Source organism: Synechococcus sp. N26, assembly GCF_900473975.1.
GTDB lineage: Bacteria > Cyanobacteriota > Cyanobacteriia > PCC-6307 > Cyanobiaceae > Parasynechococcus.
Genome location: NZ_UCNM01000012.1, coordinates 100,401 through 124,183 on the forward strand (window position 1 = coordinate 100,401; position 23,783 = coordinate 124,183).

Annotated in this window: 26 protein-coding genes and 2 pseudogenes; 17 read left to right on the top strand and 11 right to left on the bottom strand. The window is 55.6% G+C overall.

Translation table 11 applies throughout. The features are described 5' to 3' along the window. The first annotated feature begins 37 nt into the window (after nucleotides 1-37). The 5 genes from DXY33_RS11720 to DXY33_RS11740 all read left to right on the top strand — a co-directional run bounded on the left by DXY33_RS11720 (nucleotide 38) and on the right by DXY33_RS11740 (nucleotide 6,428). Nucleotides 38-1,117, top strand: a complete 1,080-nt coding sequence (locus tag DXY33_RS11720) for a hypothetical protein (RefSeq protein ID WP_115133024.1) — start codon at nucleotides 38-40, stop codon at nucleotides 1,115-1,117. Nucleotides 1,118-1,576: 459 nt separating this feature from the next. Then, nucleotides 1,577-2,614, top strand: coding sequence for an SAM-dependent methyltransferase (locus DXY33_RS11725; protein WP_115133025.1), 1,038 nt, complete (start codon nucleotides 1,577-1,579; stop codon nucleotides 2,612-2,614). Next, on the top strand, nucleotides 2,614-3,669 hold the full coding sequence (locus DXY33_RS11730; RefSeq protein ID WP_115133026.1) for a Glu/Leu/Phe/Val dehydrogenase dimerization domain-containing protein: 1,056 nt from the start codon (nucleotides 2,614-2,616) through the stop codon (nucleotides 3,667-3,669). The genes DXY33_RS11725 and DXY33_RS11730 overlap by 1 nt, the downstream gene beginning before the upstream one ends. Beyond that, entirely contained in the window at nucleotides 3,666-4,856 is a 1,191-nt protein-coding gene (locus DXY33_RS11735; RefSeq protein WP_115133027.1) for an FAD-dependent oxidoreductase, read from the top strand. The genes DXY33_RS11730 and DXY33_RS11735 overlap by 4 nt, the downstream gene beginning before the upstream one ends. A gap of 18 nt (nucleotides 4,857-4,874) precedes the next feature. Continuing rightward, the gene (locus tag DXY33_RS11740) at nucleotides 4,875-6,428 is read left to right on the top strand and encodes a BCCT family transporter (protein WP_115133028.1); all 1,554 of its coding nucleotides are present in this window, start codon (nucleotides 4,875-4,877) and stop codon (nucleotides 6,426-6,428) included. Nucleotides 6,429-6,744: 316 nt separating this feature from the next. On the opposite strand, the gene DXY33_RS12580 is transcribed toward DXY33_RS11740, so the two are convergent. Next, nucleotides 6,745-6,954 carry a hypothetical protein gene (locus tag DXY33_RS12580; protein WP_170951055.1) on the bottom strand — a complete coding sequence of 70 codons (210 nt, stop codon included), beginning with the start codon at nucleotides 6,952-6,954 and terminating at the stop codon, nucleotides 6,745-6,747. A gap of 99 nt (nucleotides 6,955-7,053) precedes the next feature. Then, nucleotides 7,054-7,437 carry a hypothetical protein gene (locus tag DXY33_RS11745; RefSeq protein WP_115133029.1) on the bottom strand — a complete coding sequence of 128 codons (384 nt, stop codon included), beginning with the start codon at nucleotides 7,435-7,437 and terminating at the stop codon, nucleotides 7,054-7,056. Nucleotides 7,438-7,457: 20 nt separating this feature from the next. Between DXY33_RS11745 and DXY33_RS11750 the strand changes: the two genes are divergently transcribed. The 7 genes from DXY33_RS11750 (at nucleotide 7,458) to DXY33_RS11785 (ending at nucleotide 13,734) form a co-directional block, all read left to right on the top strand. Then, on the top strand, nucleotides 7,458-7,907 hold the full coding sequence (locus DXY33_RS11750; protein WP_115133030.1) for a hypothetical protein: 450 nt from the start codon (nucleotides 7,458-7,460) through the stop codon (nucleotides 7,905-7,907). Between the two features lie 475 nt (nucleotides 7,908-8,382). Then, the gene (locus tag DXY33_RS11755) at nucleotides 8,383-8,550 is read left to right on the top strand and encodes a DUF4278 domain-containing protein (protein WP_115133054.1); all 168 of its coding nucleotides are present in this window, start codon (nucleotides 8,383-8,385) and stop codon (nucleotides 8,548-8,550) included. A gap of 655 nt (nucleotides 8,551-9,205) precedes the next feature. Next, on the top strand, nucleotides 9,206-9,604 hold the full coding sequence (locus tag DXY33_RS11765; protein ID WP_244273054.1) for a DUF411 domain-containing protein: 399 nt from the start codon (nucleotides 9,206-9,208) through the stop codon (nucleotides 9,602-9,604). Nucleotides 9,605-9,931: 327 nt separating this feature from the next. Continuing rightward, on the top strand, nucleotides 9,932-10,219 hold the full coding sequence (locus DXY33_RS12100; protein WP_136975472.1) for a hypothetical protein: 288 nt from the start codon (nucleotides 9,932-9,934) through the stop codon (nucleotides 10,217-10,219). 1,505 nt (nucleotides 10,220-11,724) lie between these two features. After that, complete coding sequence (locus DXY33_RS11775) at nucleotides 11,725-12,024, top strand: hypothetical protein (RefSeq protein WP_115133033.1); 300 nt, start codon at nucleotides 11,725-11,727, stop codon at nucleotides 12,022-12,024. After that, entirely contained in the window at nucleotides 12,024-13,208 is a 1,185-nt protein-coding gene (chrA, locus tag DXY33_RS11780; protein WP_115133055.1) for a chromate efflux transporter, read from the top strand. Before DXY33_RS11775 ends, chrA begins: the two co-directional genes overlap by 1 nt. 208 nt (nucleotides 13,209-13,416) lie before the next feature. Further along, the gene (locus DXY33_RS11785; RefSeq protein ID WP_011364204.1) at nucleotides 13,417-13,734 is read left to right on the top strand and encodes a DUF3303 domain-containing protein; all 318 of its coding nucleotides are present in this window, start codon (nucleotides 13,417-13,419) and stop codon (nucleotides 13,732-13,734) included. Between the two features lie 1,286 nt (nucleotides 13,735-15,020). On the opposite strand, the gene DXY33_RS11790 is transcribed toward DXY33_RS11785, so the two are convergent. Continuing rightward, entirely contained in the window at nucleotides 15,021-15,245 is a 225-nt protein-coding gene (locus DXY33_RS11790) for a hypothetical protein (protein ID WP_244276059.1), read from the bottom strand. Between the two features lie 77 nt (nucleotides 15,246-15,322). Beyond that, a complete protein-coding gene (locus tag DXY33_RS11795; protein WP_115133035.1) occupies nucleotides 15,323-15,598 on the bottom strand; it encodes a DUF1651 domain-containing protein in 276 nt (91 codons plus the stop codon). A 353-nt stretch (nucleotides 15,599-15,951) separates the two neighbouring features. Between DXY33_RS11795 and DXY33_RS11800 the strand changes: the two are divergent. Together DXY33_RS11800 and DXY33_RS11805 are read left to right on the top strand one after the other, a co-directional pair. After that, nucleotides 15,952-16,617, top strand: a pseudogene (locus DXY33_RS11800) (phage major capsid protein). 90 nt (nucleotides 16,618-16,707) lie between these two features. Beyond that, nucleotides 16,708-17,370, top strand: a complete 663-nt coding sequence (locus DXY33_RS11805; RefSeq protein WP_206749604.1) for an FkbM family methyltransferase — start codon at nucleotides 16,708-16,710, stop codon at nucleotides 17,368-17,370. A gap of 347 nt (nucleotides 17,371-17,717) precedes the next feature. On the opposite strand, the gene DXY33_RS12765 is transcribed toward DXY33_RS11805, so the two are convergent. From DXY33_RS12765 to DXY33_RS11850, 7 genes and pseudogenes are all read right to left on the bottom strand, one after another. Continuing rightward, the gene (locus DXY33_RS12765) at nucleotides 17,718-18,104 is read right to left on the bottom strand and encodes a hypothetical protein (protein ID WP_244276064.1); all 387 of its coding nucleotides are present in this window, start codon (nucleotides 18,102-18,104) and stop codon (nucleotides 17,718-17,720) included. Between the two features lie 30 nt (nucleotides 18,105-18,134). Next, nucleotides 18,135-18,479 (bottom strand): thermonuclease family protein, encoded by a 345-nt coding sequence (locus tag DXY33_RS11820; protein ID WP_115133037.1) that lies wholly within the window; start codon nucleotides 18,477-18,479, stop codon nucleotides 18,135-18,137. A 1,483-nt stretch (nucleotides 18,480-19,962) separates the two neighbouring features. After that, nucleotides 19,963-20,142 carry a hypothetical protein gene (locus DXY33_RS12585; RefSeq protein WP_115133039.1) on the bottom strand — a complete coding sequence of 60 codons (180 nt, stop codon included), beginning with the start codon at nucleotides 20,140-20,142 and terminating at the stop codon, nucleotides 19,963-19,965. Between the two features lie 131 nt (nucleotides 20,143-20,273). Beyond that, nucleotides 20,274-20,354 (bottom strand): annotated as a pseudogene (locus tag DXY33_RS12965) (DUF3104 domain-containing protein); the annotation flags it as partial. Between the two features lie 336 nt (nucleotides 20,355-20,690). Further along, nucleotides 20,691-20,933 (bottom strand): hypothetical protein, encoded by a 243-nt coding sequence (locus tag DXY33_RS11840; RefSeq protein WP_115133040.1) that lies wholly within the window; start codon nucleotides 20,931-20,933, stop codon nucleotides 20,691-20,693. Beyond that, nucleotides 20,933-21,172 (bottom strand): DUF3104 domain-containing protein, encoded by a 240-nt coding sequence (locus DXY33_RS11845; protein WP_115133041.1) that lies wholly within the window; start codon nucleotides 21,170-21,172, stop codon nucleotides 20,933-20,935. Before DXY33_RS11845 ends, DXY33_RS11840 begins: the two co-directional genes overlap by 1 nt. 494 nt (nucleotides 21,173-21,666) lie before the next feature. Continuing rightward, the gene (locus DXY33_RS11850; RefSeq protein ID WP_115133042.1) at nucleotides 21,667-21,891 is read right to left on the bottom strand and encodes a hypothetical protein; all 225 of its coding nucleotides are present in this window, start codon (nucleotides 21,889-21,891) and stop codon (nucleotides 21,667-21,669) included. Between the two features lie 954 nt (nucleotides 21,892-22,845). Here DXY33_RS11850 and DXY33_RS11855 point away from each other — a divergent pair. From DXY33_RS11855 to DXY33_RS11865, 3 genes are all read left to right on the top strand, one after another. Continuing rightward, nucleotides 22,846-22,941, top strand: coding sequence for a DUF1651 domain-containing protein (locus DXY33_RS11855; protein WP_371634848.1), 96 nt, complete (start codon nucleotides 22,846-22,848; stop codon nucleotides 22,939-22,941). A 51-nt stretch (nucleotides 22,942-22,992) separates the two neighbouring features. Further along, a complete protein-coding gene (locus DXY33_RS12970) occupies nucleotides 22,993-23,253 on the top strand; it encodes a hypothetical protein (protein ID WP_170951057.1) in 261 nt (86 codons plus the stop codon). A 256-nt stretch (nucleotides 23,254-23,509) separates the two neighbouring features. Further along, the gene (locus DXY33_RS11865) at nucleotides 23,510-23,710 is read left to right on the top strand and encodes a hypothetical protein (protein ID WP_115133045.1); all 201 of its coding nucleotides are present in this window, start codon (nucleotides 23,510-23,512) and stop codon (nucleotides 23,708-23,710) included. Nucleotides 23,711-23,783 lie beyond the last annotated feature (73 nt).

Genomic DNA, 23,783 nt, shown 5'->3' on the forward strand with positions numbered 1-23,783 from the left:
AATTTTATTTAACGGTATATATGTTGATGCCGATTCAATGTCGTCAGGAACCTGGAAGGAACGGGTAGATGGCGAGGGCACTTGGATAGGCAAAAATGGCTATCAAGGCTTTTTCCAATATCAATTTACAAGCAGCGGCTATAACTATGGGAATGTCTATTTAGATGTCGATAATAACGGGGCATTTGTGCAAGAGATAGATATCAGAATAGGTGGATATATCTCCCCAGACGTCGATTCTGGCGAGGGAGTCCAATCCGGCTTTTTTAGCGGATTTAGCGGAGAGGATTATGGTTTTGCGCATTCACCTGGATTCGAGGAGACTGCATTTTTCAAGCTCGAAGCACCGTTGAAGTTTTCGACCACCGCTTCTGTAGACATAACAAAAAATTGGTTACGCGAGTATGGCAGGCATTTTCTCACTGAATCTCAGAACGTGATCAACCTCGTCAAGGCTTCTACATGGGAGGCGGAAGTAAAAATTAGTGCTGTAATACAGGTTGACTCTTCAGGCCAAATTGGTCAGGGAAAACAGATTGAAAAGGGTGATTTTCTCCTCCCTGAAGGTTCAGCAATTAGTGGTAGCGAAGATGACGACACATTGAGGGGTCTTGCTGGATGGGACTTAATCAGCAGTGGATCTGGGAATGATCTGATTCACGGTGGAAATGGTCGCGACATCATTGATGGCGGTAGTGGATCGGATGAACTTCACGGTGACTTCGGGTGGAACACTTTTAAATCACAACAAGACAGCATCAAGGATCTAATCGCAATCAAATCCGACCAGCATTTAAGTAATTGGTGGTACGGTAAAGCAGGTAATAGCCCTAATGGAGAGAAAGCGGACTTCATTGAAGGCTTAGACGCTGTTGACGAGATCAAGATCATTGGTGTCTTCACTTCGGACATTTCAGTAGCCGACAACGTCACAGCGCGCGGCGTAACCGGCATCGGTATCTACGCCAAAGGCACCCTTGAGGCGGTCTACACCGGAGGCAACCTGAGCACCAGTCAGATCCAAAACATGACGACTGGAGATGGCTCAACTACAGCCATGAATAATCAGATTTGGAGCTACTGGGGCGACAACACTGTGCCCGCTCTGCAGGTTTAGAAATGTCTCACCATCGCCTTTGGCTACAACACGAACTAGACAACATTGGTGCTGGCTCATGGCAAGCGTTCTTGACGATATCTGTGAGCCAGGCCCGGTGCTCACGCCTGACACCGTAAAGCCACTAAACATCAGCAAGGCCACTGCACTGCAGGAGATCCGAGCAGACAGCACCCATGTCTGAGCGTGTCCATGGTGTCTGACCTCCTCCTGGGGGGACAGGTGGTCAATCGCTGAGTCAGCAGCAGATGCAGCAACAGCAGTAATCCGCGCTCAGGCGGCAATAAAAAAGAGGGTGGCCCCTCAGCCATCCCTCTCGACGCATTCGGAGGCACCACTGCCTCAGCAATCAGTCTGGTTGAGGTGCGCCAGTTGCTCGAAGCAAGCTGAAGAAGAACCACGGATACAAAGGCTCTCGGGGCATGGTCTGTACGGTGAGGCCTGCCGCTGACGAGGTCCATGGCCATCGCCATGACCACGGGTTACAGCGCGCAGACCGAGGGCGCTCTTTTGTGCATCGAAGCCGCCTCGGACTGGGCCTTGACTTGTGTAGATGAACTGGCTGTCGCTGACAGCCATGTCCTGATCGATTACGGAGCTGCCGACGGTGGAACCGCTGTTGGGCTCTGGAACCAGGTGCTGGATCGCCTACATGCAAATCAGCCATCGGCGCACCTGACGCTGATCGGCAACGATCTTCCGAGCAACGACAACATTGCTCTGGCCAACAACCTGGCCCTGCAGATCCCCCGGGATCCGAAGCCAACGGTGCTGGTAAGTGCCCGCAGCTTCTATGAGCCCTCTGTGGCGCCGAACTCAGTGAGCTTCGGTTTTTCCGCCACGGCTATGCACTGGCTGAGCACCTCCCCCGGTCCCCTGAACAGCCATACCCATGTGCTGGCCTCCGGTGATGCCGACGCACTTCAATGCTTCACCGCCCAAGCGATGAAGGACTGGGGCCACATCCTCGAGCTGCGCAGCCGCGAACTGAAGTTGGGCGGCCGCCTGCTGACGGTGAACCTCTCCCGTGATGAAGCAGGGCTCTATCTCGGCCACAACGGCGGCGAAACCCGCAACGTGCACGACCAGCTGCACCAGATCTGGCGGGGCATGGCCGAGGAAGGCCTAATCAGCCAGGAGCAGTACCAACAAGGCACGGTTCTGAACTTCTACAAGTCCCCCGAGGAGTTCATGGCTCCGCTGAAGGACGAGAGCAGCGCCGCCTACCGCAACGGCCTGCGGCTGGTGGACGAGCGCACCGTTTACGTGAAGTGCCCTTACCGTCGCCGATGGAACGAGAACGGTGACACGGCTACTTTCGCCGCCGGATTGATGGCGACGATCCGCAGCTGGAGCCGCCACAGTTTTGCCAATGCTGCCGGCGACACCGCAGCAGACACGGTGTTCGAGCGCCTGCAGCAGCGCATCGCCGAAGCCCCCAGCGAATGGAGCCTCGACTACGTCGAACACCACCAGATGATGGAGAAGGTGGCCTGATGAGCAGCGGCAAGAAAACAGCGCCGACCGTGTCGGTGCTGGCGGAACACGTCTCCGACCACCTCTCGGTATTCGTGGTGGCGGAAGATACCGATGCCAAGCGCCCCGCCAATGGAGGCCTGCGTGTGCTCAATTACCCGAGCGATGAGGCCTGCATCGCAGACGGCCAGCGGCTGGCGGGGTTGATGACCCACAAGCACGATCTTTACGGCACCGGTTTTGCCGGCGGCAAGATCGTTGCCCGGGCCGCTGAACCCGATGCCGTCAAGGATGAGCTGATCAGCATCACCGCCGAGCTGCTGGAGTCGCTTGATGGAGCCATGATCACCGGCTGCGATCTCAACACCAGCCTGGAGGATATGGAGCGTCTGACGGCGCTCACCCCCCATGTGCTGGCGGCGGTCGGCAGCCCTGTGGACGCCAGTGTCGCGACCGCCCACGGCACCCTCGGTGCTGTGGAGGCCGTTCTGGACAAGGACCTCAACGACGCCCGTCCCGGTCGGGCCCTCGTGCACGGCTGCGGTGCCGTTGGTGGCACCGTTGCCCGCCATCTCGTCGAGCACGGTTGGACCGTGTTCACCGTGGATCTGGACCGCGAGAAAGCCAGTTTTCCCGGCGCGACGCCTCTGCCGGAGAGCTGCGCCTGGTGGGAGCTGAACCTCGACTTGTTGCTGCCTTGCTCGATCTCGGGGTTGATCAACGCCGAAATGGCGACGGCGCTGAAAACCCCCGCCGTGGTGCCTGCCGCCAATGCCCCCTTCCAGCAACCCCAATTGGCGGATGACCTGCGTCGCCGGGGTGTGCGGGTGCTGCCGGACCCTCTGGTGAATGCGGGAGCTGTGATCGCCGATTCAATCGAGCGGTTCTCCCCCGACGCCTGGAAAGACGCGGGTGCCAAAGACGTTTATGCCTTCGTTCGCGATGAGGTGCGCCAACGGGCCAGCGAGTATCTGAATCAGCGCGAACAGGGCCTGTCGGTGGGAGCAGCCCTTGAGGAGGTGGCTGCAACACCCACCACCGAGCCCATCGGCCTCAGCTTTGGAGAAGGCGAATGAGTACACCCGCCTCCCTGCCCAGCCGAGTAGCCGTCGTGATCGTTGGCGGCGGCATGGCCGGCCTCAGCTGCGCTGCATCCCTGGCCCGCCGCGGCGTGCGCGATGTGGTGCTGCTGGAAGCTCAGACCCTGGCCCACGCCAAAGCCAGCAGCTATGGCGAAACCCGGATGTTTCGGGAGATGTATTCCGACCCGGTGCTCTGCAGTCTCGCCCAGGAGGCCAACTGCCTCTGGCGCGAGGAAGAAAACCACGCTGCTCAGCAACTGCGGGAGACCCACGGCCTGCTCTTCTACGGCGAAAGCTGGGATGAAGAGACGATCGAGGGGTCGATCCCTGGGGCCCGACGGGTCATGGACGATCAGGGCATCCCCTACGAGGCTCTCGATGCCAAGCAGATCGCGGCCCGTTTCCCGCTGAAGCCGAAGCCGGGCTTCACCGGACTGTTCGAGCCCACCGCCGGTGCCGTGCGCAGCGACAGGGTCTTGGCCCACTGGATCAACACCGCCCGCAACGCCGGCCATCAGCTGATCGAGCACTGCCCCGTGGCGGGCCTCGATGCCGATGGCGGTGGCGTCACCCTGGAGAGCGGCGAACACATCGCCGCCGGACAGCTGGTGGTGGCCTGCGGGATCTGGAGCCAGCTGTTGCTGGCACCTCTAGGCCTCGCACCCAAACTGGAGGTGTGGCCCATGCTCTGGGCCCACTACACCGTCGACCCGGCACTTGCCGATCGCTACCCCCAGTGGTTCTGCTTCCAGCAGGAGCGCGGCGATGACGGTGGCCTCTACTACGGATTCCCCGTCCTCAGCCAAACGGCGGATGGCCGCCCCCGGATCAAGGCGGGCATCGACTGGGCTCCGCGGGAGCTGCGCGTCGCCGAACCCAACGCCATGGTTAACGAGCCACCCGCTCGCCTGGTGGAGCTGCTCGACACCTTCCTGTTCAACGAACTGGAGGGTGTGCAGGAGCGGGTGGAGACCGTGATCAGCCCTTACTCCATGGCCAGCGACGTGAACTTCGTGCTGGACCGGCTCACCCCGAAGCTGAGCCTGTTCGCAGGAGGCTCCGGCCAGGCCTTCAAGTTCGCCCCCCTCATCGGTGATTCCCTGGCACGCCTCGCCAGTGGCGAACAACCAGCGGTGGATCTCTCCTGCTGGAGCCACCAACGCGCCGCCGTCCGCGCCTGACCCCTCACCCTTCATCCAATGTCTGACACCCCCGCGAACCAGCATTCCTGGTGGCGACAGCCCCCTCTCTGGGTGGGGGCTGCTCCCCTGCTGATTTTTCTGCTGGTGTCGGCCATCGACCTGGCGCTGGCCAAGCAATTCACTGACAACGGCAAAGCCGTGATCAGTGATGCCCTCGGCGGGGTCTGGCAGTGGATGGTGGTGCTGCTGTTTCTGATCGCGTTGATCCTGGCCATCAGCCCAGTCGGCAAACTCCGGCTTGGAGGCGCGGAGAGCAAGCCCAGTCTCAAATTCTTCGATTGGTGCGCAGTGCTGATCTGCACCCTGCTGGCGGGGGGTGGTGTGTTCTGGTCGGCAGCTGAACCGCTGTATCACTTCCAGACCCCATCACCGGTGTTTGCGGGGGTCGAGGGCAGCACAGCCGCAGCCGTGGATCCCGCCCTGGCGGTGAGTTTTCTGCACTGGGGCTTCCTCGCTTGGGCTCTTGTGGCCACCACCACAACGATCACCTTCTCGATCCTGGAGCGACGCGGTGAACCCCTGCGTCCCCGCACGCTGCTGGTGAACATCGTGCCGCGCAGCTGGGTGGATGGTCCGCTCGGTCACCTGGCGGATGGATTGTCTGTGGTGGCCGCGATCGCCGGCACGGTTGGCCCCTTGGGTTTCCTCTCGCTGCAGCTCAGCAATGCCGCAGGCCAACTGCCCTGGCTCAGCGACAGTGCTGGCTTGCAATCCCTGGTGGTGGTGCTGTTGACCGCCGTCTTCGCGACCTCCACCGTCAGCGGCATTCAAAAAGGGATCAAGTGGCTGTCGGAACTCAATGTGTGGCTCACCCTGGCTCTGGCGGCGGGCCTGCTGCTGTTAGGCCCGGGCTTCTGGCTGATGCAGCACTTCTTCAGTGGCTTTGGCACTTACCTGATCCATCTTCCGCAGATGGCCCTCACTCCCAATGCCGTGCCGGCGAACTGGGTGAACGGCTGGACGGTGTTCTACTGGGGCTGGTTCCTCGGCTATGCGCCCTTGATGGGGCTGTTCACCGCTGGAGTCAGCCGCGGTAGGAGCATCCGTGAACTGGTGCTGGCGGTGGCCATCCTCTGCCCGCTCGTGACCAACCTTTGGTTCACCCTGCTGGGGGGCACCGGATTGCATCTCGAATTGGCGGGGGGCGGCATCAGCGAAGCCCTGGCCCAGAACGGAGCCGCCGCTGCCCTGCTCACGATCCTCAGCCAACTCCCCCTGGCCGGTCTGCTGATTCCGATCGGCCTGGTGCTGGTGGTGCTTTTTATGTGCACCAGCGCCGACTCAATGAGTTATGCCGCGGCCATGGTGGTGAGCGGCCGCAATGAGCCCCCTGCTCTGCTGCGCCTCTTCTGGGCCTTGATGATCGGCAGCCTTACCTTGGTGCTGCTGCGCATCGGCTCGGGTCTGGGGGACAGCACCTCCATCGATGCCCTGCAGGCCTTCATCGTGATCACCGCGGTGCCGGTCACTCCCTTGGTGCTAGCCACCCTCTGGAGCGCGCCAAGGCTGGCCTGGAAAGAATGGAGATGCGGCAGAAGCACTACGCACTGAACTGTCCCCAGGCAGGGGTATTGGCACGCACCAAAGAGGAGTTGATTGATTCCATCGGCAGAATCCACCGTTACTTCTGTCGGTCATCGAGCGAGGGCCTTGGTGCTGCAGCCAAGGCTTTCCTCCTGTGAATAAGGGAAGCCGAACCCTGGAGCTGTCACTCTCCAGGGTTTTTCTTTTGTCCCCAGGCAGGGGTATTGAAGTGCTTGTGTCGGATGGGAAATTGCAACAATCGAGACAGGAGGGTCTTGTGGCCACTTCCTTCATTCCCCAAACGTGTACAGGGAGAACTTGCTTGAAATGGTCTCCTGACGGCTCATTGTCCGAGCACGATCAAGATGAACTGATGAAACGCCTTTGCGCGACTGATCCGGCATTGGCTCAATCCGAAGCTTGCAACGCTCGTCAGGATGCAGATCTGAGCATGGTCCAAAAAAGCTGAGGCAATCACCGGCTGATCAGCGCACAGGCGGGGGGCGCCGCCAACACTCAAATCAGCCAACGAAAAATCTGGAAGCGGCTTCACCTCCAGATCGGTCTGTTCAGCTGAGAGCTGCTTCCGGGTCAACCCTCTGCACCATCACTAAAAGGCTGCGGGACCTTCGTCAGCTACCCCCAGATGGGATCAGCGCCGGTAGTGGCCGTTAGGGCGATGACCGCTGAAGCCCTTCTGGTCAGCTCCCAACGCCATCATTCGATTCAGCGCACTAATGGCTCCGACTGCCGCTGAAAACTGACCTGCATTTTCTGCCTTGCGGGCGATGCGCTCTAGCCGTCCCACCTGCTGGAAAAGCAAGTCCCTCTGGTCGATCTCCTCAGATCCATAACAAGCGTCCAGCCAGTCCTTGTGGGCCTTGGCCACAACATCGCGAGCCTGTCTTCGGGAGCACCCCCATGTTTCGGCAGTAAAGGCGGTTAATTCGCTGAGACCCATTCCGGCGTCTATCTGCCGCACCGCCCATTCATGGCGTTGTTTCTTCTCGCTGGCGGTGACTCTCTTTCGGGTCATGGCTACCCAGGGGGCAGTGGATGACAGGTGGTGGCGTGAGTTGGAGTGCTCCTAGCTGGGTTGGGGTAAGCGATGGCAAGTACAGCGAACTGATCCAGCGGAAGGCTGTGGCAGTCACCAGGCGCGACAAGAGGCGTGGTGGTCAATACACCGTCAAGCAAGCGATAGAAGCCATCAACGAGGCATTTCACCGCTGTAACGGCTCTGATCCATACGACGGGTCCAAGCTCGATCCAACGCTGCTTGGCACGTACAACAACGACGACGCGAAGGCCGAGGGCGCTGAATACAAGAGGCGCTTCTCTCTGCTGCCGACGATTGATCACGTCACAGCAGAGCCGGTCCCTGACTTTGAAATCGTTAGCTGGCAGACCAATGACGCCAAGGGGGATATGCCCCCTGAGGAGTTCATCTCTTACTGCCGCAGAGTTGTTCAGGTCGCAGATCGGCAAGGATCAAATCGACGTTGATCAATTTTGACTGTGATCTCAGCCTGATAGGTGCCTTGAAGTAGGACAATTCTGCGCACCTTTCTGCGCACATAGTTTGTATTAATTAAGCGCCAGCCCAGTGTTTGCAGTGGTTTTTGGCGTCCAAAGTGCCTCTATGGCATGCAGGGGGTCAGGAGTTCGAGTCTCCTTGGCTCCATTTTTCAAAAAAGTCAGTTCAGCACTGACATCTGAGCGGTCCACACGGGCCGCTTTTTTAGTGCAAAACGGCTAAATATCATTTTTTGTGCGCCAAAGTGTGCGCCAATCTTGCGGGGGAGGGTGTTGAGCGGTGCTAGTGCCAAAAACGCGCTGTGTATCCGTTTGAACGACGCAGGGGTTGACACTCCCCTATAAAGGATCTGTAGCAACCGCTACATAACGTTCACCCCTTTCGATGGGGCGCAGACACTCCAAGCCACTGAACGGGGACTTGGAATTTTCTGAGGAACTAACCATGACTGCTCTTCTCTACAGAGGTCACTCCTACGAAGCTCAAGCAGCTTCACCCAAAGCTTGTGTCGAGCTGACCTACCGCCGCCAGCACTACAACACATGCCGCGAAGAACTCGCTCACAATGCTCACCCAAGCCTTACCTACAGAGGCGCGTCCTACACCAAGTGATCAAAGCTTGATCAGATCCCGAACCCCTGCCCTCGGCAGGGGTTTCTTTTTGCCTCGAGTTGGCATCCCGAGTTGGAGCAGCAGGCGTCACCAGCAGATGCAGCAACAGCAGTAGCTGCTGTGTGTGGAGGGGCGGCGTCTCATGTCCGCCCCCAAGGCATCGAAGCTCTAAGTCGTGGGCCGTGCCTGAAAAGGTTCTATGCCAGCTCTTGGCCCACAAACCTGAGTTTTTTTGCGCAATTACCTCAGGCGTTTGGTAGCAAATTTCGCTGAATCGACTGGTATGACTTGAGTACAAAGAAAAAGTCCTAGAGGTGACGCGAAAACTCCTCAGGACGCGGACCCATGCCTGACAGCCTTGGGTCCGTCTGCTCACCACACAGGTGGAGGTCAGCGCCTCCAGCCCGTCTTCTGCATCGTCTGCCAAGCCTCAATCTGCTTGTGCCGCAGCATCCGCCGACGAGTCAGAGCAAGTCGCGATAATCCAGAAATCGACTCTGTTCGCTTGGTAGACGACTCCATGAAGGCATCGCGTTCTGTAGCCCGTTGGCAAGCTTCTGCGCGACAGGGCTTAGTTGGAGCTTGCGTAGTCGGATCGCTGCTTTGGGTGATTCAACCTGTTCACGCGCACGGTGATGTGAAAGGGGATGCTGCGATGCCTGATACCAGCAGTGCTGCGGGCCCGCAGATGACGGTTTATCGATCAGCGAGTTGCGGCTGCTGTACTCAATGGGGAGCACACATCGCCTCGGCGGGGTTTCGCATTGATGACCATGTCACCGAGGACATGGATGCCGTGAAGCAGGAGCGTGGTGTTAGCTCTCAACAGGCTTCTTGTCACACCGCTGATGTGGAGGGATATGTGATTGAAGGGCATGTACCTGCATCTGCGATTCAGCGCCTTTTGAGGGAACGGCCCAATATCCGAGGTCTGGCGGTTCCAGGGATGCCAATGGGTTCTCCTGGGATGGAGGTGCCTGGCGTCGAGGCTGAACCTTTTGAGGTACTTGCCATTGCCCATGACGGAACAACCTCTGTCTTCGCTCGCTACTGAGGCTTAGCTGTCCTGAGCCAGCTCAATCACGTTGCGCAGCGTCGCCCACTGCAGCTCTGTCCACGGTGGTGGCCCCATTGCTGCAGGTCGAGCACCTGAAGAAGAAGTGCAAGCTCTGGGCGCCGACGTGGCAGAAGGAGATGGGCTGTGGGTTCCTGAGGCGGGCTAGACAAGCGAAACCACCAGCCTTCACAGAGGTGATCTCGCCGCTCTCAGATGTGCAAATCAACTGCGAGCAATATGGTTGTAGCTCTCAATGATTGGTAGCGAGTGCATCAATGAATACTAAATAATCAGGCTAAAGAGCCTTTCTGATGACGTAGAACCGTGAATCGCCTTCCTTTTCTTGTAGTAGCTCTTTTGATTGCAGTCCCTGCAATAGCTGAAACCCGAAAATATGGTCCATTAATACTTGATTTTGGACGCGCTCAAAAAATGGGTGATTCAATTGTAGTTCCAGGCGTAAACCCTCAAAAACAGCCTCTTTTCATTGCGGTTCTATGTACGGAGCGTTTATTTAATTTCACTGGTGCTGGATCGAAATGGAATGACTGGAATGAGCCGGCTACTATTCACGAAGCAAAAATTGTTGCCGATATATGTAATTTTATTTGAGCACCTGAAGAAGAAATGCAAGCTCTGGGCGCCGACGTGGCTGGTACAGGGGGATGACTAATCCATTAGCCAATCAAAATCGTCCTCCCAGACCTGGTGCCTACCACTTTTTCGCCTGCGCTTCTTGGGTTTAGCTGGTTCTAAGAGCAAGGGAGGTGGCGGCAGCAAGAACGGCAGGACAGGTATCTCTTGCCTCCTCACTTGATATGGAATCACCTGCAGGCGAATGGGCTCCGCCCCCCGTGCAGGCAGTGTTATCAGAACCAAGAACGCCAGCAATGCCCTTCGCACGCCCAACCTGAAAGATGGCCAATATTCTCGACGACATCTGTGACGGCAGCCCCTTCTATCGGTTGGGCTGACAAACAGCCGCTAACCGAATCAAGGACGTGGGGCCACGGACCCGCGAGGAGAACGACGTTCTCCCCGAGCGATGCGGTGTCCGCTGCAAACAAGTTCGTTGCAATACAGAGCTTTAGTGCGAATGCACCAACTCTTTTCAGAGATCTGAAGAGCGCAGAAAGCCAGCCCCATCCACAGTTGCCGTGGGACGGGGACTGGATGTCTGCCAGCTAACGGGTCGCTCTCCCGTGCTGCCGCGATGACTCACTCAGCCGTAGAGGAGATGTCGCAGGAACCATTGATAGAGAATCTCCAGTGCCGCTGCACACCATTTTCCGGAGAGCTTTGGGATCAAGGATTTCTTCCGTGAAGGTCCGGTAAGCAGGTCGCAATGGCTACAGAAAGTCGTTGCATGTACTTCTATTGCCTACTTGCCCAACGCCAACGCTTGCCATCACAACGCTGAGACAGCCGAGCAAATCTCCAGAGAAGCTCCTCGGAAGGATGATCAAAAGACTGAAGTCGAGGCTTGAGGGAGAAGCGGGCCGAGGGGTGGCCTTCCTCTTTCCGTGAATTCAGCACTACAGCCAGACAACACGTGGAAACAGCTCCTGCCAGTCGGTTCTCTTAATCAGTCTGAAATCCAGTCTTGACCTTTAAGCAGTAGAAATTCAAATCGAAAAGCGCAGGCACTTTGCAAGACCTTCTCTTGAGATCTCCCTTTTGGTCCTGGCTTTTTGCTGCAGGCATAGTTTGGGGACCAGGTTTGTTGGCGCTGCACTTGCAGAAAAATCACGTGTTGCCGATACCCCCTGATCAGTCCCTAGCGGTGCAACAGAAAAGCGAGGATGTATCCGACCATTAAACCTTTACCAAAAGTCAGCCAAAGGTACTGATACTTGCTCAAGCCAAGCTTCTTCCTAAACCGCTTAATGAAGCGCTTGTGCCAGAAAACCATTGACCTGCTCGATTGTGCTCTGTATCTATCCTTACATCAAGGCGAAGTTGATCTACTTCGTTGAATACGAATGGTCATTCACGTTAATCGCTTGACTTAGATCACACTACCCACTCTCTTATCTATTTTTTTTACATGCCATTAACCAAGTGATGGCATCATCTTTTCGGCTGTCAACAGGTCCTCAATTCCCCCTGCACAATCAATGCCGCCAGACTTTAGTGACGAGGCACTTCAGGACTCTCTTGCGGTCCGTTTAGTGAGCATTCGCCGCAGCCGTTACTGGATGAACATCACAGATATCGGCGAGGCACTACATGATTTGCGTCCCGCGGTCATCGACCTTATTGCTCTGTTGGAGGAGGTGCAACAACAAAAGCCAGAGACCCTCCCCCACGATCCCAGCTACGACTCCGACATTGCTCTTCTAGAAGACACCACCGACCTCCTCGCCCGCCTCGGAAAACTTATGAAACAACAGGACGAAATACACCCAACCAAGTGATCTCCCGGACGTTGCAGGTATTTGTCCAGTTCTTCGTGTTGGGGCTGACCTCCTTCGGTGGCCCCGTGGCGCACCTCGGTTATTTCCATGAGCGTTTTGTGCAGCGGGAGCGTTGGATCACCGCTGATGCCTATGCCGATCTCGTTGCGCTCTGCCAGTTGTTGCCTGGACCCTCGAGTTCCCAGGTAGGCATGGGTTTGGGACTGATTCGGGCCGGGTGGCTTGGCGGGTTGGCCGCCTGGGCAGGGTTCACCTTGCCCTCGGCTGTGTTGATGCTGCTGGCGGCGTCGCTGCTCTCAGCCCATCCCAGTTGGATCGACGGTGGCTGGGTGCATGGCTTGATGGTGGCGGCTGTGGCCGTGGTGGCCCAGGCCGCTCTGGGCCTGCAGCGAAAGCTGGCTCCCGACCGGCAGCGGGTCAGCTTGATGGTGGCGGCTGCTGTGCTGGTGCTGTTGGTGCCTCGCGTCTGGTCCCAGCTGTTGGCCCTGCTGCTCGGTGGGTTGGTGGGGTTGTGTGCTCTGACGCCACCTGAGCTGGAGCCATCGGCACCGGAACGTCTTGTGGTTCCGCTGCGGCGTTCGGTGTCGGTGGTTTTGCTTGGTTTCGCTGTGCTGCTGTTCGTGGCTATGCCCTGGCTGTCTGCTGAGGCCAGACCGCTGCTGGTGCAGCAGCTCAGTGGTTTCTTGCGCACCGGTGCCTTGGTGTTCGGTGGTGGTCATGTGGTGCTCCCCTTGCTGGAACAAGCCTTGGTACCCAACGGTTGGATCGACCTGCAGCAGTTTCTCGCGGGGTATGGCGCAGCCCAGGCGGTGCCAGGGCCGATGTTCAGTTTCGCGGCTTTTCTTGGCTTTGATATGCAGCCTGGCCTTCAGGGCATCGCCGGTTCTGTATTGGCGCTCTTTGCTCTCTTTTCCCCTTCCTTCTTGTTGGTTGGCGGGCTGTTGCCTTTCTGGAGTGACCTGGGCCGATTGGCTCCGATGCGTCGAGCCCTAATTGGCATCAATGCATCGATGGTGGGAATCCTGCTGGCGGCGTTGTTTCAGCCCGTTTGGCAGACAGGCATCCGCGGTGGTGCTGAGTTCAGTCTGGCTTTGGTGGCGTTTGTGTTGTTGGTGTGTTGGCGCCAACCGGCTTGGCGGGTGGTGCTGTTCTGCGCCGGAGTGGGAGGTTTGACCCTGGCCTAATCCATGCCTCTACAGAATCACTGCATTTATGGGAAGCATGGTGGCTGGAGCTGGTCTGAATCCTGCTGTGTTGGCGTGCCGCATAAAAGATCCATTCGTTGTGATGCAGGACCCGATCGCGTATCTCTTTTGTCACGACGCGAGCACCTGATGAGTTGAGAGCAACGGTGGTGGCTACGACGTGGCTGTCCCCTGGTTTTGGCTTGCCATGCAGATGTATCTCGCAGATTGCGTGTTTCCTGAGATTGAAGGCCAACTGGCTGCCTACAAGAGCTTCTGTGAGCTGTGGGATTCAGGCGAAATGGCAAAGCTGGACAACTTTGATGGCTTTGAAATGTTGTTCCGCGTGCACGCTCCTGGCGCAGGCCGAGTGACGATCCTCTTCAAAGCTGAAAGTGATGCTCAAATCTTTGAGCACTTCGCACCATGGCGTGCTCAGTTCGGCATTGAAATGGACTTCACTCCTGTTATCGGCTGTCAGGACGTGGTTGATTACCACAAGAAGCTCTTCGCCAAAATGTCCTGATCTTTTGAAAGGACAATGAACTTAGGGTCGGCGTCAGGCTGGCCCTTTTTCTATGTTGTACTTCCGAGTCAGGACAAGCTTTCTGCCCGTTCCGCTGCAGTAGCTGCAGACGTGCATGTAGCCGTCATATCTGCTCTTCTTGTAACCACTACCTCCGCAGTGCTTGCACCTGTGACTTGTGATCTTGGTGTTGAACAGAGGCAGCGCCATTTGTAGTGCTGTTGCTTCTGAAGTCATGTCTTATTTCCATCGACAACTCACCACTAGCTCTGGTCAATCAGCCATTTCAATAGACATAGACTTAGTAATAACTATCAGTGTCAACAGTGCAGCTTATTGATGACGACTCCCCGAAGGTGCCTAACCCTGCGGCTGGCCCCTGTCGATCGACAAGTCCTTGAGCCGGTCTCCCTGGTCAAGCAAATCGAAACCAACATCGGATGGTTTGGGCCCTAAAGGCAATGAGCGTTAAGGCTGATTGCCCTCTGCGTGCCCGCTGAAGAGAGTTAGTCCATCGAGATCGGAGGAGCCAATGACGGCCGACACTCCACCTGAGCAAACCGTAGAAGTCGCCTGACTTTTAGGTCCCTGCTCCAACAGTTTCCACCCAACCGTGGGCTACTCGTCTGTGAAGACACTGCAGTACGTCAGAACAGTCGACTCTCCTCTGCGCCGTTCGTAGGTGCCCCGTAGGAGACCAGCCCAACACCTGGACGTAATGGCCCAGGAACCTGAAAGCCCGACACTTCGCCCGACGCCAGCAATGGCATACGGCATGGCCCCTGTTCTGCCACTACAGGGGTGTCGGAAGCGAGTCATAAGAGAGGTCACCCCATTCCTGTCGTAGGTGGGCTGGCCTCTCAACCCTTGATCACATCACGGGTTTAAAGATGCACAAGCGAGCGAGTTAGGCCGTCTCTTCCACCTGGGAGGGGCGGCCTCCTTCTTTGTTTTAGTGCAGGTGAGCAGTTCTCTAGGACGCCTTGCTGTTTTTGCAGGGGCGTTCACCTCGCTTCAACTTGAGCCACATCGCTTTCTCAAGCGCCGTCAGCTTTGGAGATGTCTCATGCAATGCAGCTTCGGCGCGTTGCCTAGCGGCAATGATGAAACGGTCTGTCTTGTCGACACCGTCGAATCCCATGTCCCTGAAGAGGACGACACTCGCAACGTAGTCATACGAATCGTGTGTGCATCGAATGCCAGTGAGCCCTCACTTCAAGCGATGGCAAGAGCTGACTGGGACTCCAGTTCACAAAACAAATCTTGGCTGTCGCGAACGATTTCTTTCACGCCGATACCTGTTCGGTCGTGTCATCGAGGACATCTTGCTGAAGCTGCTGAACTGCACAGAGAGCTTCATGCGCAGGCCACCCATGAACATCCATCAACTCCTTAACCAGAGCATCAGGGGCCTGAGTGATCGAGCAGCGAATGGCATTGACAACCTTGTTGTCCCTCGCGAGTGCAGACAGCCGTAGAGCCAGGAGTTGCTGAGTGTTCGGCTGTTTCATCACAGCACTCTGGACTACCGCTGGCTTTGCTCCATTTGCCGAATGCCTATACGGACTCGGCTCGCTCATTCACTGACCTATCGCAGGGGACCGGCGCATCTCCTCCAACCCATTGACTTAAGTGAATTCCATTTCTCCAGAGCCTCTTGTCGTGTCATCAGTTGACTCCCCTGAGGAATCGGGTCGTCAGGTGGTCGCCAATGGAAGCTGCGCATGACGATCGACTCGCCTTGAGAGCCATCCTTGGATGCGGTGAATTGGTAGTAAAGCTGCTGTGATTCGTTGGCAAGCCATGCACCAACTGACTTGTAGGAGAGTTCTTCAGTGATGAGTTCGCTCCATAGGAGAGGCATCTGATCGATCTGTCAGACGGCTTTTTTCGTAGCTGAGCTGACGGAGCTTTTCGATGTGCTGCTGATGCTCACCGCTGCTCCAGTGCTGCGGGAAGGCGACTCGGGCTTGAAGTTCCGAGATTTGGTTGTTGAGTTCTCTCGCTGGGTCCTCGGACCAAAGGTCCTCTCCACAGTGGACCATCGCCACCCCCCTAATGGCGGGGGAGAAGTGAATCTCCTAAATCACTACTGATGCGCTTTTTGGGACAGGTCGTCTTCCCGTCAGGAAGGACCGCCATCTCTGTGCCTGAGATTTAGGCATTAAGCCTTAGCCATCGGCCAGAGAAAAAACAGCAGACTCCTATAACCCGCAGATGCAGCATGAAAGGACTCCACACGAACGTTGCCTACTTCGGTGGCACCGTCGCGATTGCAGTCCTTGTCATGACTTTCGTCGTCAAAGCAACTGCCTGAAAGTTTCCAGTCGAAAGCTGAGCATTGGCTCTAGCGTCAGCGCCGACTCGGTCGATCGGGCAACAGCAGCTAGACCTGGAGGCATCCTGAACACCTCAGGCATTGGCTCGGTAGCTGGCGGCACAAACGGATTGGCTCCGACGTTGGATCATCTCCTCGACCTCAAGAAAGAGGTCGCAGTAGATAACGCAGACGTTGCCAGTTGTGGGTATCTCACCAACGCGAAGGTTGAAGCGGTCCTCTCCAAAGCCAAGGACTCGCAGAGCCAGTACCTCCTCAGCCCTTATGGAACTGAACTTGGCCGTAGCCAAATTGCAGGGCGGCGTTTTGAGGTCAGCAACAACGTCCCCTCAAATCTCACGAAGGGCTCAGGGTCCAACCTGTCCGCTGTTATTTACGGCAACTTTGCAGACCTGCTGATCGGCCTGTAAGGGACGCTGGAGATCCTTGTGGACCCCTACACCGACTTCGCTAAAGGCACGACAGGTGTACGGGCTCTGCAGGCGATTGACATTGCAGTTCGCCATGCCGAATCGTTTGCGGCGATGCAGGACGCGATTGCATGAATACGCGCCACTATGTATTGCGAAATATCTGATTCTTTACGAGTCCTGTTTTGAATAGCCTGGTCTTTCAATGGTAATGGATTACTATGTTTGGGATTTTTTGTGAACTTGGCTGTGGCGGGAGATTTGCTGCGGAAGAAAATAGATGAAATTTTTCCAGGCAATCATCCTTTTTGTGTCTTGCAAGTTGGCGCTAACGACGGAAAGTCATTCGACCCTTTGTTTGAAATACTTCAACGCAAAAACTGCAAAGCATACCTTCTTGAGCCAATTCACTATCTTTTTAGTGAGCTTTGTTCTCTGCATGCTAGTAGCCCCCGTGTGACATGTATAAACACAGCTATTAGCGAGACTAATGGACGTTGTGAAATTTCTTACGTTGACCCAAAAGTTGCCCACTCTTGGCAGCGCGGCATCGGGTCGCTTTACACAAATTTCCACATGTTTTCGGAAACATCATCTGAAATCATAGTCAGGGAAATGGTTCCGTCGTGCACATTTGAAAATCTTTTTTTAAACTATGGAATTTCTGGAATCGACGTCTTGGTGACTGATTGCGAAGGATTTGACCCGGAACTTATAAACCTCTTTCCGTTCCATCAAGAGTCTCCAAAGTTGATTCAAATAGAGCTCGACAGAAACTATCTTTCCCCTCAGCTATGTGCGTCTACAATTGAGACATTGATCATGGCTGGATACCATAATTTTTCAACTGATGGCGATGATTTGGTTGCTTGGAAAGAATTTGAGTGAAGCCTCAGGTACTTCTCCTGTTGATGCAACGTGGGTCATCTAAAGGCGCGTTGATCCTCTAGACATTGGTTGTCAAAACCTTGGACACTTAGAGACATCGGGAGACTGAGCAATGCAACTCATGACTGTGAGTGCTGCTGCAAGGCACCTCGGGTATAAAAGCCGTTCGCAGCTCTACAAGCTGATGAATGACGGCTGGCTGGACGCACATGTGCATGTCCAGATGCCAAGCGGGCAGCGTTTGCTTGACGTTGATGGATTACAGAAAATTTCTGCAGGGCTTATGTCAGTGGCGTGTTGACAGCGTTTTCCTTAGGCGTTAGTGGTTGAGCTGCAGGGATTTGGGACTATTCCTGCTCGTCTTCTAAGCGTTGACGGTGTAGTGGAAGAGCCCACCAGATGAAAGCTTCTTTTTTACTGATTGTGCCTTGGTTGGCACATTCAATGTCGGCAGCATTCTTGTCTGCCCAAGTAATACTTTTTAAGTCCTCAAGCTTGGTGTATTCGCAGTAGCAGTGTGCTGTAGCCAGATCTTCCATTAATTCTGCAACCTCTCCCCACATGGTCATTTGGATGTCCATGCAGGATTGGTGAAACTCTGAATACTTTGCAAGAGTCTCTGATTGATCAGTAGAAAGTTCCGGCTTTTCCTCTTTGTCATGCCAACCCCCATCAAAGGCAATGGCTGGATCTGCCAACACCAGTGGGACCAAGAGCAGCAGTAGTCGTTTCATGTCGTCATTTTGCTGATGACGCTGGTCCTTTTACTGATCCTCCGTCCAGGAACATTGATGCGCGTACTTCCAATAGATGTCGGCGTGACCGCTGACTACCAGCTGTTGCTGGACGTTCGAGCCATCAACAGATAGTTCCGCCACGGTGCGGCCATAGCGATCCGTGGTGATTCGGCGGATGCCAACGGTGCGTCCGACGACCAGTGATCGGAGGTGATCGCGTGCCTCAATGGCTGTGATGGGATCTGCTCGTTTGCCCTGCAGTTCAGAGGTGTCGATGCAGGCGAGCCGAACCCTCTCTCCGGTTGTCGTGGTGCAGGTATCGCCGTCGTAGCAGGTGGCGATCACAACGGATGCAAGAGCAGCAAAGAGCATCAGTGACGTAAGAGGTTGTGACCAATGACTGGTTCACCGCGACAAGGACCTTGGGATCCCTTGTCGGAGGAGGACCCTGCGGAGCATTCGCTGTCTATTCGGTCCCTCTAAGTCTTGCTTGTCGTACTCCTGAGCGGGTGGGTGCTGGGAGCCGCTCTCCGTTTGAGCTCTCAGTTGGCCGGATAAGACTTCAGTCGACGAGTTCAGTGTCTATGCGGACAAACCAGTCGTTCTCATCCGCGAATCTCTTTTCGATGCGGCGACGAGTCTCAGCAACGTGTCGGCGTTGTGCCCACAATTCGCCAACGAACTTTGCGAGTCGTTCGCGGTGATCCCCACGTTGCATTGGCACCGAGGGATCCTGCTCCGTTGTTTCTGGATAACCAGTGGTCATTTAGATCGGGATGGTTGAACTCAACCCTTAGCCAGATCTTTGGTTGGAGGCCATTTCCCAAAAAGAAACCCCGGAGGTGTCTCCGAGGTCGCTAACCCTTTCGGTTGATCCCCATCACCCGACCGGACTGGACAAAACTAGCCTCGTTGGACTCAGAAGTGCCAACAAATCCATATTCCGGACATAGTGCGGTGAAGTTCTGTACCGACTCTTAAGACACCAAATGTGGGGCTAGGCAGTGGCTAAGAGCTGGGCCATATTGTCAGTTCCCCCATCACCTGGCCCGATGTGCGCGTCACAGCGGGTTTTTTTATGCCTTGAAGCACTAGCAGTAGCGCTTTTGGGGCATTTCGAGGCTCGAGGCTGCAGGCAGGGGGCCACTTGGTCTGTGGATAACGCGTGGCAAAAAGAAACCCCCGCCGAAGGCAGGGGCTCCAAAACGTCTCCCGGGAGTGTGACCTTGTTTCCACCCCGTGAGGCGTTTTTCCTCACAAGACAAGCATCCCTACTCAACTGGCACTGTGACAGTCGTGGGTGGACGGCTTGTCGCTTGTCCTTAGCCAGTTTCTTGAGCTCAGCCCATCTCCATGACTCCTCCTCAGTGACTGGTTTTTAGGCTTTCCAGTCACTGCGGGGCCTCGGCTGAGAACGGGGCCTCACACCATTTCCAGACAGGCGGAGTTCCGAGCGATGGTGTCTCCGCCGCACCGAGCAGATCCGCGTCCCGTCCCGATGCCCCTCAGTCGTAACCGTCCTGATCACGCCTAAAGCGTGTGAACTGCCACCAAATCGCAGACAGGGTGATCCGGCCAGCCGTCGGAACAGATCACCCGAGCCAAGACCGTCGTTCCCTCGCCGATCTCGTCTCATCTCCACCACTAGCCACGGATCATGAATCGCGACTACATCAACTGGCTGGAGACGCTGCCCTGAAACCACAAGCCGCAGAAGGTCAACTTATGAATGGGTGGCTGGGCGCCACTGCCTGAAGAAATTGATCTGCCTGCTTATGAGGATTGGCAGGGTCGCGAGAATCAGCGCAATCCCAAGGGGCTGATGGCTCGTCTGCGGGGTTGGGTGAGCCGCTGACTATCTCTCGTCGTATATGTCCGCGTCACTCAGTTCTTCAATGCAGGCTTGCTTGTCCACCTGACAAAGCAGCTTCATCAGATTGTTGCGGTCATTTGCCGAAAGCTCGCCATTGATTTCCCACTTCAGGCAGGTTCTTCTTTGACAGCTAGCCGTATGGCCTTTGAGGACTTCAAACATTTCAGCCTCCTGTTGGCTGATGATTTGATCCTTACGACGAATAAGACTTCCGAGCCCAGAGCTGTTTTACTCATTCTTATCCCGCCTCAGAAGCCCAGCCCATCTGCTTCTGCCACGTCGGCGCCCAGAACTCAAACTCTTGGAACAATGTGGGTCACAAGCTCAGCGTTGACCCAGTTGATGACGCCAGTGTCCACGTCTGCCAACTGGAACGATATGGCTACTTAAGGGTTCTGAGGTACGTCTCCGTAGACGATTTGAGCCACCACCAGGACCAAGCCAACGACGGGCAGAACGAATGGAATCATTTCCATCTAAACCACTACATGTGTCTTAGGGGGCTTGGGTGCGAGTGGATCGCACTGGCACATGCCACTTTTTGAAAGTTCATTTGGAGGCTTCGGATAGGTACTTCACATCGTGGCGATGCATCTCTCGCGTACTCAGCTATCCCGCCTCAGGAGGCCAGCCCATCTACTTCTGTCACGTCGTCTCGCCTGTGGCGTTGGGGTAGGAGTGGCCGAATGCGTGAAGGAGATGATGACTGTTCAGTAGACAATGGGTTTGCGACCGCTTTTGCAGTTCAAGCGTGCAATCTCAAGCGAGGTGCTGATGTCGTTATCGCCGCCTGCCCCTCTAAACCTGTAATAGGCCTCGGCAGCTTGTCTGTCGCCGTGCTCTCCCATCAACTCTTCCATCAAGCACTCTCTTATGGCCTCTCTCTCCTCTAACGAGTTCACCAACAAAAGGACTGGTAAAGCGATTACCGCGCTCCAAGCGGCGCGGGTCATCAGTGTGGCCGCCCTGTTCGTATCCATACGCCAAGGATGCCAGTGATCCAGGTCTTTGGAACGATGTGGGTCACAAGGTCAGCGTTGACCCAGTTGATGACGCCAGTGTCCACGTCTGCCACCTGAAACAGGGTCGGGACCTTGGGGTTTCTGGCGCCACCATCCACCCAGATCACGTCAGCCATCCGCCAGTCGCTGCCGTCCACAACGATCACGGTCATGCCTGCCTTGACATGCAGAAAGACAGGATTCGCCTTGGGTGCTGCAACACTGCTCGCGTGGTCAACCGACTATCGCTCACTAGAGCAGTTATTTGTGGATAAGGGTAAATGTGTGCGGAAATAATTTAAAATTGATTGTATTATGGATTGATAAATAAAATTCAAAGCATACGAATCCAAGAGGTGAGGAGTACCACTCTCGGACTCGCAGCCGTTGACTTGCTCAGCCACGCGACACGATATTTATAAGGTACTGGCAATAGAGATGTGAATGTAGTCACGATTTAAAGACGAACGAATACGACTGCTGACGTAGGTCGTCAGCCGTATTCGCTGTCTTGAGGAGTCCAACACTCAAAGACAACCCTATTTAAGGTTTTTTTTGGACATTTCAAGTCTTTTAAGGCTGTACTGTGTTGGGTTCCAGACTTGTCGCGTTGCCTGCTCCGTGAGTCGTTGGTCTTATCTCTAAGAGCTCCATTCTTCTTCCCCTTCCATCTCCAGTCCATTCACTACTGCTGTTGCTGCATCCGCTGCTGACGCTTCGTAAGTGATTCCGGCTGTGAGACCAGTACCCCTTCCCACTGCGCCACTCGGTCCACCAATGTCGTTTCGTCAATCCACTGCGCGTAGTGCTTGATGTGGGTCTTGGCGTCGTGCCCCATCAGGTTTGCTGCGGTGAAGACGTCCATCCCCTCTCCGCACTTGTGGGCGCGGAAAGCGTAGCCGTGTCTCAATCCGTTGGCGGTCAGGCCCTTGGTTTCCTTTTGGAGCGACTTCCAGACGTGGTTGCCCTCAGTATTTTTAAAGCGGGTGAGTTGCTGTGTGAACTCATCGCTGACTGCTTCGTTGATGCCAGGCGCCGTCCGACCCGACTACGAACGTTGGGAAGCGTGGCTGCCATCAGGCGAACGTGTTGTTGGGTCAACGCTGCAAGACATAAAGGCGCGAATCAAAACAGCTGTGGCGACAGGTGGTTAGACCATCCATATGCCCAACAAAGACCGCAGCTTTCACGAGCCGCCAAAAAAGTCTGGTGGTGAGGGGTGGCTGTACTCCGAGCAGTAGCTAGGAACGATTTGAAGCTGGATCTCCGACAGACGTGTAACTGAGTACACAGTTTGTGTTGTTGAGTCCCAGACATTTTCCGGATTGAACCACATTGTTTCTGGAATTCGTGCACTGTGAATTGGTCCTCCGCCCAAATTGCGGTGACTCCCTATACCTGGTCTGAGAATCATCAAGCCGACGTAGCAATGCGTCAGCTTGAAGAATGTCGTGTCCCATGTGAGTGCCCCCGCTGCGTCTCTGCCTATTACCGATTGCAGAGAATTCAGCACGATAAAGAAACGCGTGAGCTGCGAAGACCCTCACATCATTACGTGCAATACGACTAGGGGATTGTTGTGGGAAATTCTTACCGTGATTTTCTAGAAGAAGAGATCGAGATCCATCGATTATTGCTTGCTCGCGATTTGATAAGTTCCACGCACCAAGGCTCTGACTTACGATTTGGGACCCTCTTAAGTAAAATAAGGGAATTAGAAATTCAGCTTGCTGAATACGAAGATCAGTTGGCCGCTTAGTTCTCATGAAAGATGGTTTCCTGCCCCCGCTTGTGCGCGATTGCTGCTGTAGCTGCATCTGCTGCTGACGCTTGCTGAGCGTTGCCGCCATATCCTCCTGAGCCGGTGACTCGGCGGCGGATTCTGCTGCATAACGCCATTGAGGCTTGGCAGACGATGCAGAAGACAGGCTGGAGACGTTGTCCGCCGCCTGTGCGCTGATCAGATGAGGTCGTAGGCCCTCAATACCTGAACGCGAATGCCCCCAAGCTTTTGCCACGACTGCAGCGCATCCTCCTTGGACTGAAAGGGGAGCCAATCGTCTTCTTCTATGCGGCGCTGGATATGAGCCGCGATTCTCTGGGCTACGACCGCGTCGCTTTTAAAGCGAACGCTGATGGGGTGTCCATTAATTTTCATCTCCATCAGCTAATCAAGAGTTCAGTCAGTTTGCCTCTTACTACTGCTGTTGCTGCATCTGCTGCTGACTTAGCGATTCAGGCCGTTTGGATTGGCTTGCTGCTGCCTTTGTGATGGCTGAGAACGGGGCCTGATCCCATGTCCAGACAAGCGGAGCCTTAGGTGTGAGGAATATGGCCCCGCCGCACCGAGCAGATCCGCGTCCCGGCCCGATACCCCTTATTCGTAACCGTCCTGATCACGCCTGAAGTGTGTGGGTTGCCACCAAATCGCAAACAGGGTGATCCGGCCAGCCGTCGGACAGATCACCCGAGCCAAGACCGCCGTTCCCTCGGCTATCTCGTCTCATCTCCAAAACTAGCTACTGATCATGAATCGCGACTACATCAACTGGCTAGAGACGTTGCCCTGCAACCTCAATCCGGAGAAGGTCAACGTGTGGATGGGTAGCTGGGCGCCACTGCCTGAAGAGATTGATCTGCCTGCTTACGAGGATTGGCAGGATCGCGAGAATCAGCGGAATCCCAAGGGCGTGATGTCTCGCCTGTGGAGTTGGGTCAATAGCCAATAAGGCCTCATACGCCGATTCTCTGTAGCCATCGCGACTTGATTATCGGACTGTCACGGAAGAAATCCTTGATCCC

Coding starts and splice junctions, on each gene's coding strand:
- DXY33_RS11720 (WP_115133024.1), top strand. CDS start 38: ATGTCGTCAGGAACCTGGAAGGAACGGGTAGATGGCGAGGGCACTTGG.
- DXY33_RS11725 (WP_115133025.1), top strand. CDS start 1,577: ATGGCCATCGCCATGACCACGGGTTACAGCGCGCAGACCGAGGGCGCT.
- DXY33_RS11730 (WP_115133026.1), top strand. CDS start 2,614: ATGAGCAGCGGCAAGAAAACAGCGCCGACCGTGTCGGTGCTGGCGGAA.
- DXY33_RS11735 (WP_115133027.1), top strand. CDS start 3,666: ATGAGTACACCCGCCTCCCTGCCCAGCCGAGTAGCCGTCGTGATCGTT.
- DXY33_RS11740 (WP_115133028.1), top strand. CDS start 4,875: ATGTCTGACACCCCCGCGAACCAGCATTCCTGGTGGCGACAGCCCCCT.
- DXY33_RS11745 (WP_115133029.1), bottom strand. CDS start 7,437: ATGACCCGAAAGAGAGTCACCGCCAGCGAGAAGAAACAACGCCATGAA.
- DXY33_RS11750 (WP_115133030.1), top strand. CDS start 7,458: ATGACAGGTGGTGGCGTGAGTTGGAGTGCTCCTAGCTGGGTTGGGGTA.
- DXY33_RS11755 (WP_115133054.1), top strand. CDS start 8,383: ATGACTGCTCTTCTCTACAGAGGTCACTCCTACGAAGCTCAAGCAGCT.
- DXY33_RS11765 (WP_244273054.1), top strand. CDS start 9,206: ATGCCTGATACCAGCAGTGCTGCGGGCCCGCAGATGACGGTTTATCGA.
- DXY33_RS11775 (WP_115133033.1), top strand. CDS start 11,725: ATGCCGCCAGACTTTAGTGACGAGGCACTTCAGGACTCTCTTGCGGTC.
- DXY33_RS11785 (WP_011364204.1), top strand. CDS start 13,417: ATGCAGATGTATCTCGCAGATTGCGTGTTTCCTGAGATTGAAGGCCAA.
- DXY33_RS11790 (WP_244276059.1), bottom strand. CDS start 15,245: ATGAAACAGCCGAACACTCAGCAACTCCTGGCTCTACGGCTGTCTGCA.
- DXY33_RS11795 (WP_115133035.1), bottom strand. CDS start 15,598: ATGCCTCTCCTATGGAGCGAACTCATCACTGAAGAACTCTCCTACAAG.
- DXY33_RS12765 (WP_244276064.1), bottom strand. CDS start 18,104: ATGAAACGACTACTGCTGCTCTTGGTCCCACTGGTGTTGGCAGATCCA.
- DXY33_RS11820 (WP_115133037.1), bottom strand. CDS start 18,479: ATGCTCTTTGCTGCTCTTGCATCCGTTGTGATCGCCACCTGCTACGAC.
- DXY33_RS12585 (WP_115133039.1), bottom strand. CDS start 20,142: ATGTTTGAAGTCCTCAAAGGCCATACGGCTAGCTGTCAAAGAAGAACC.
- DXY33_RS11840 (WP_115133040.1), bottom strand. CDS start 20,933: ATGACCCGCGCCGCTTGGAGCGCGGTAATCGCTTTACCAGTCCTTTTG.
- DXY33_RS11865 (WP_115133045.1), top strand. CDS start 23,510: ATGAATCGCGACTACATCAACTGGCTAGAGACGTTGCCCTGCAACCTC.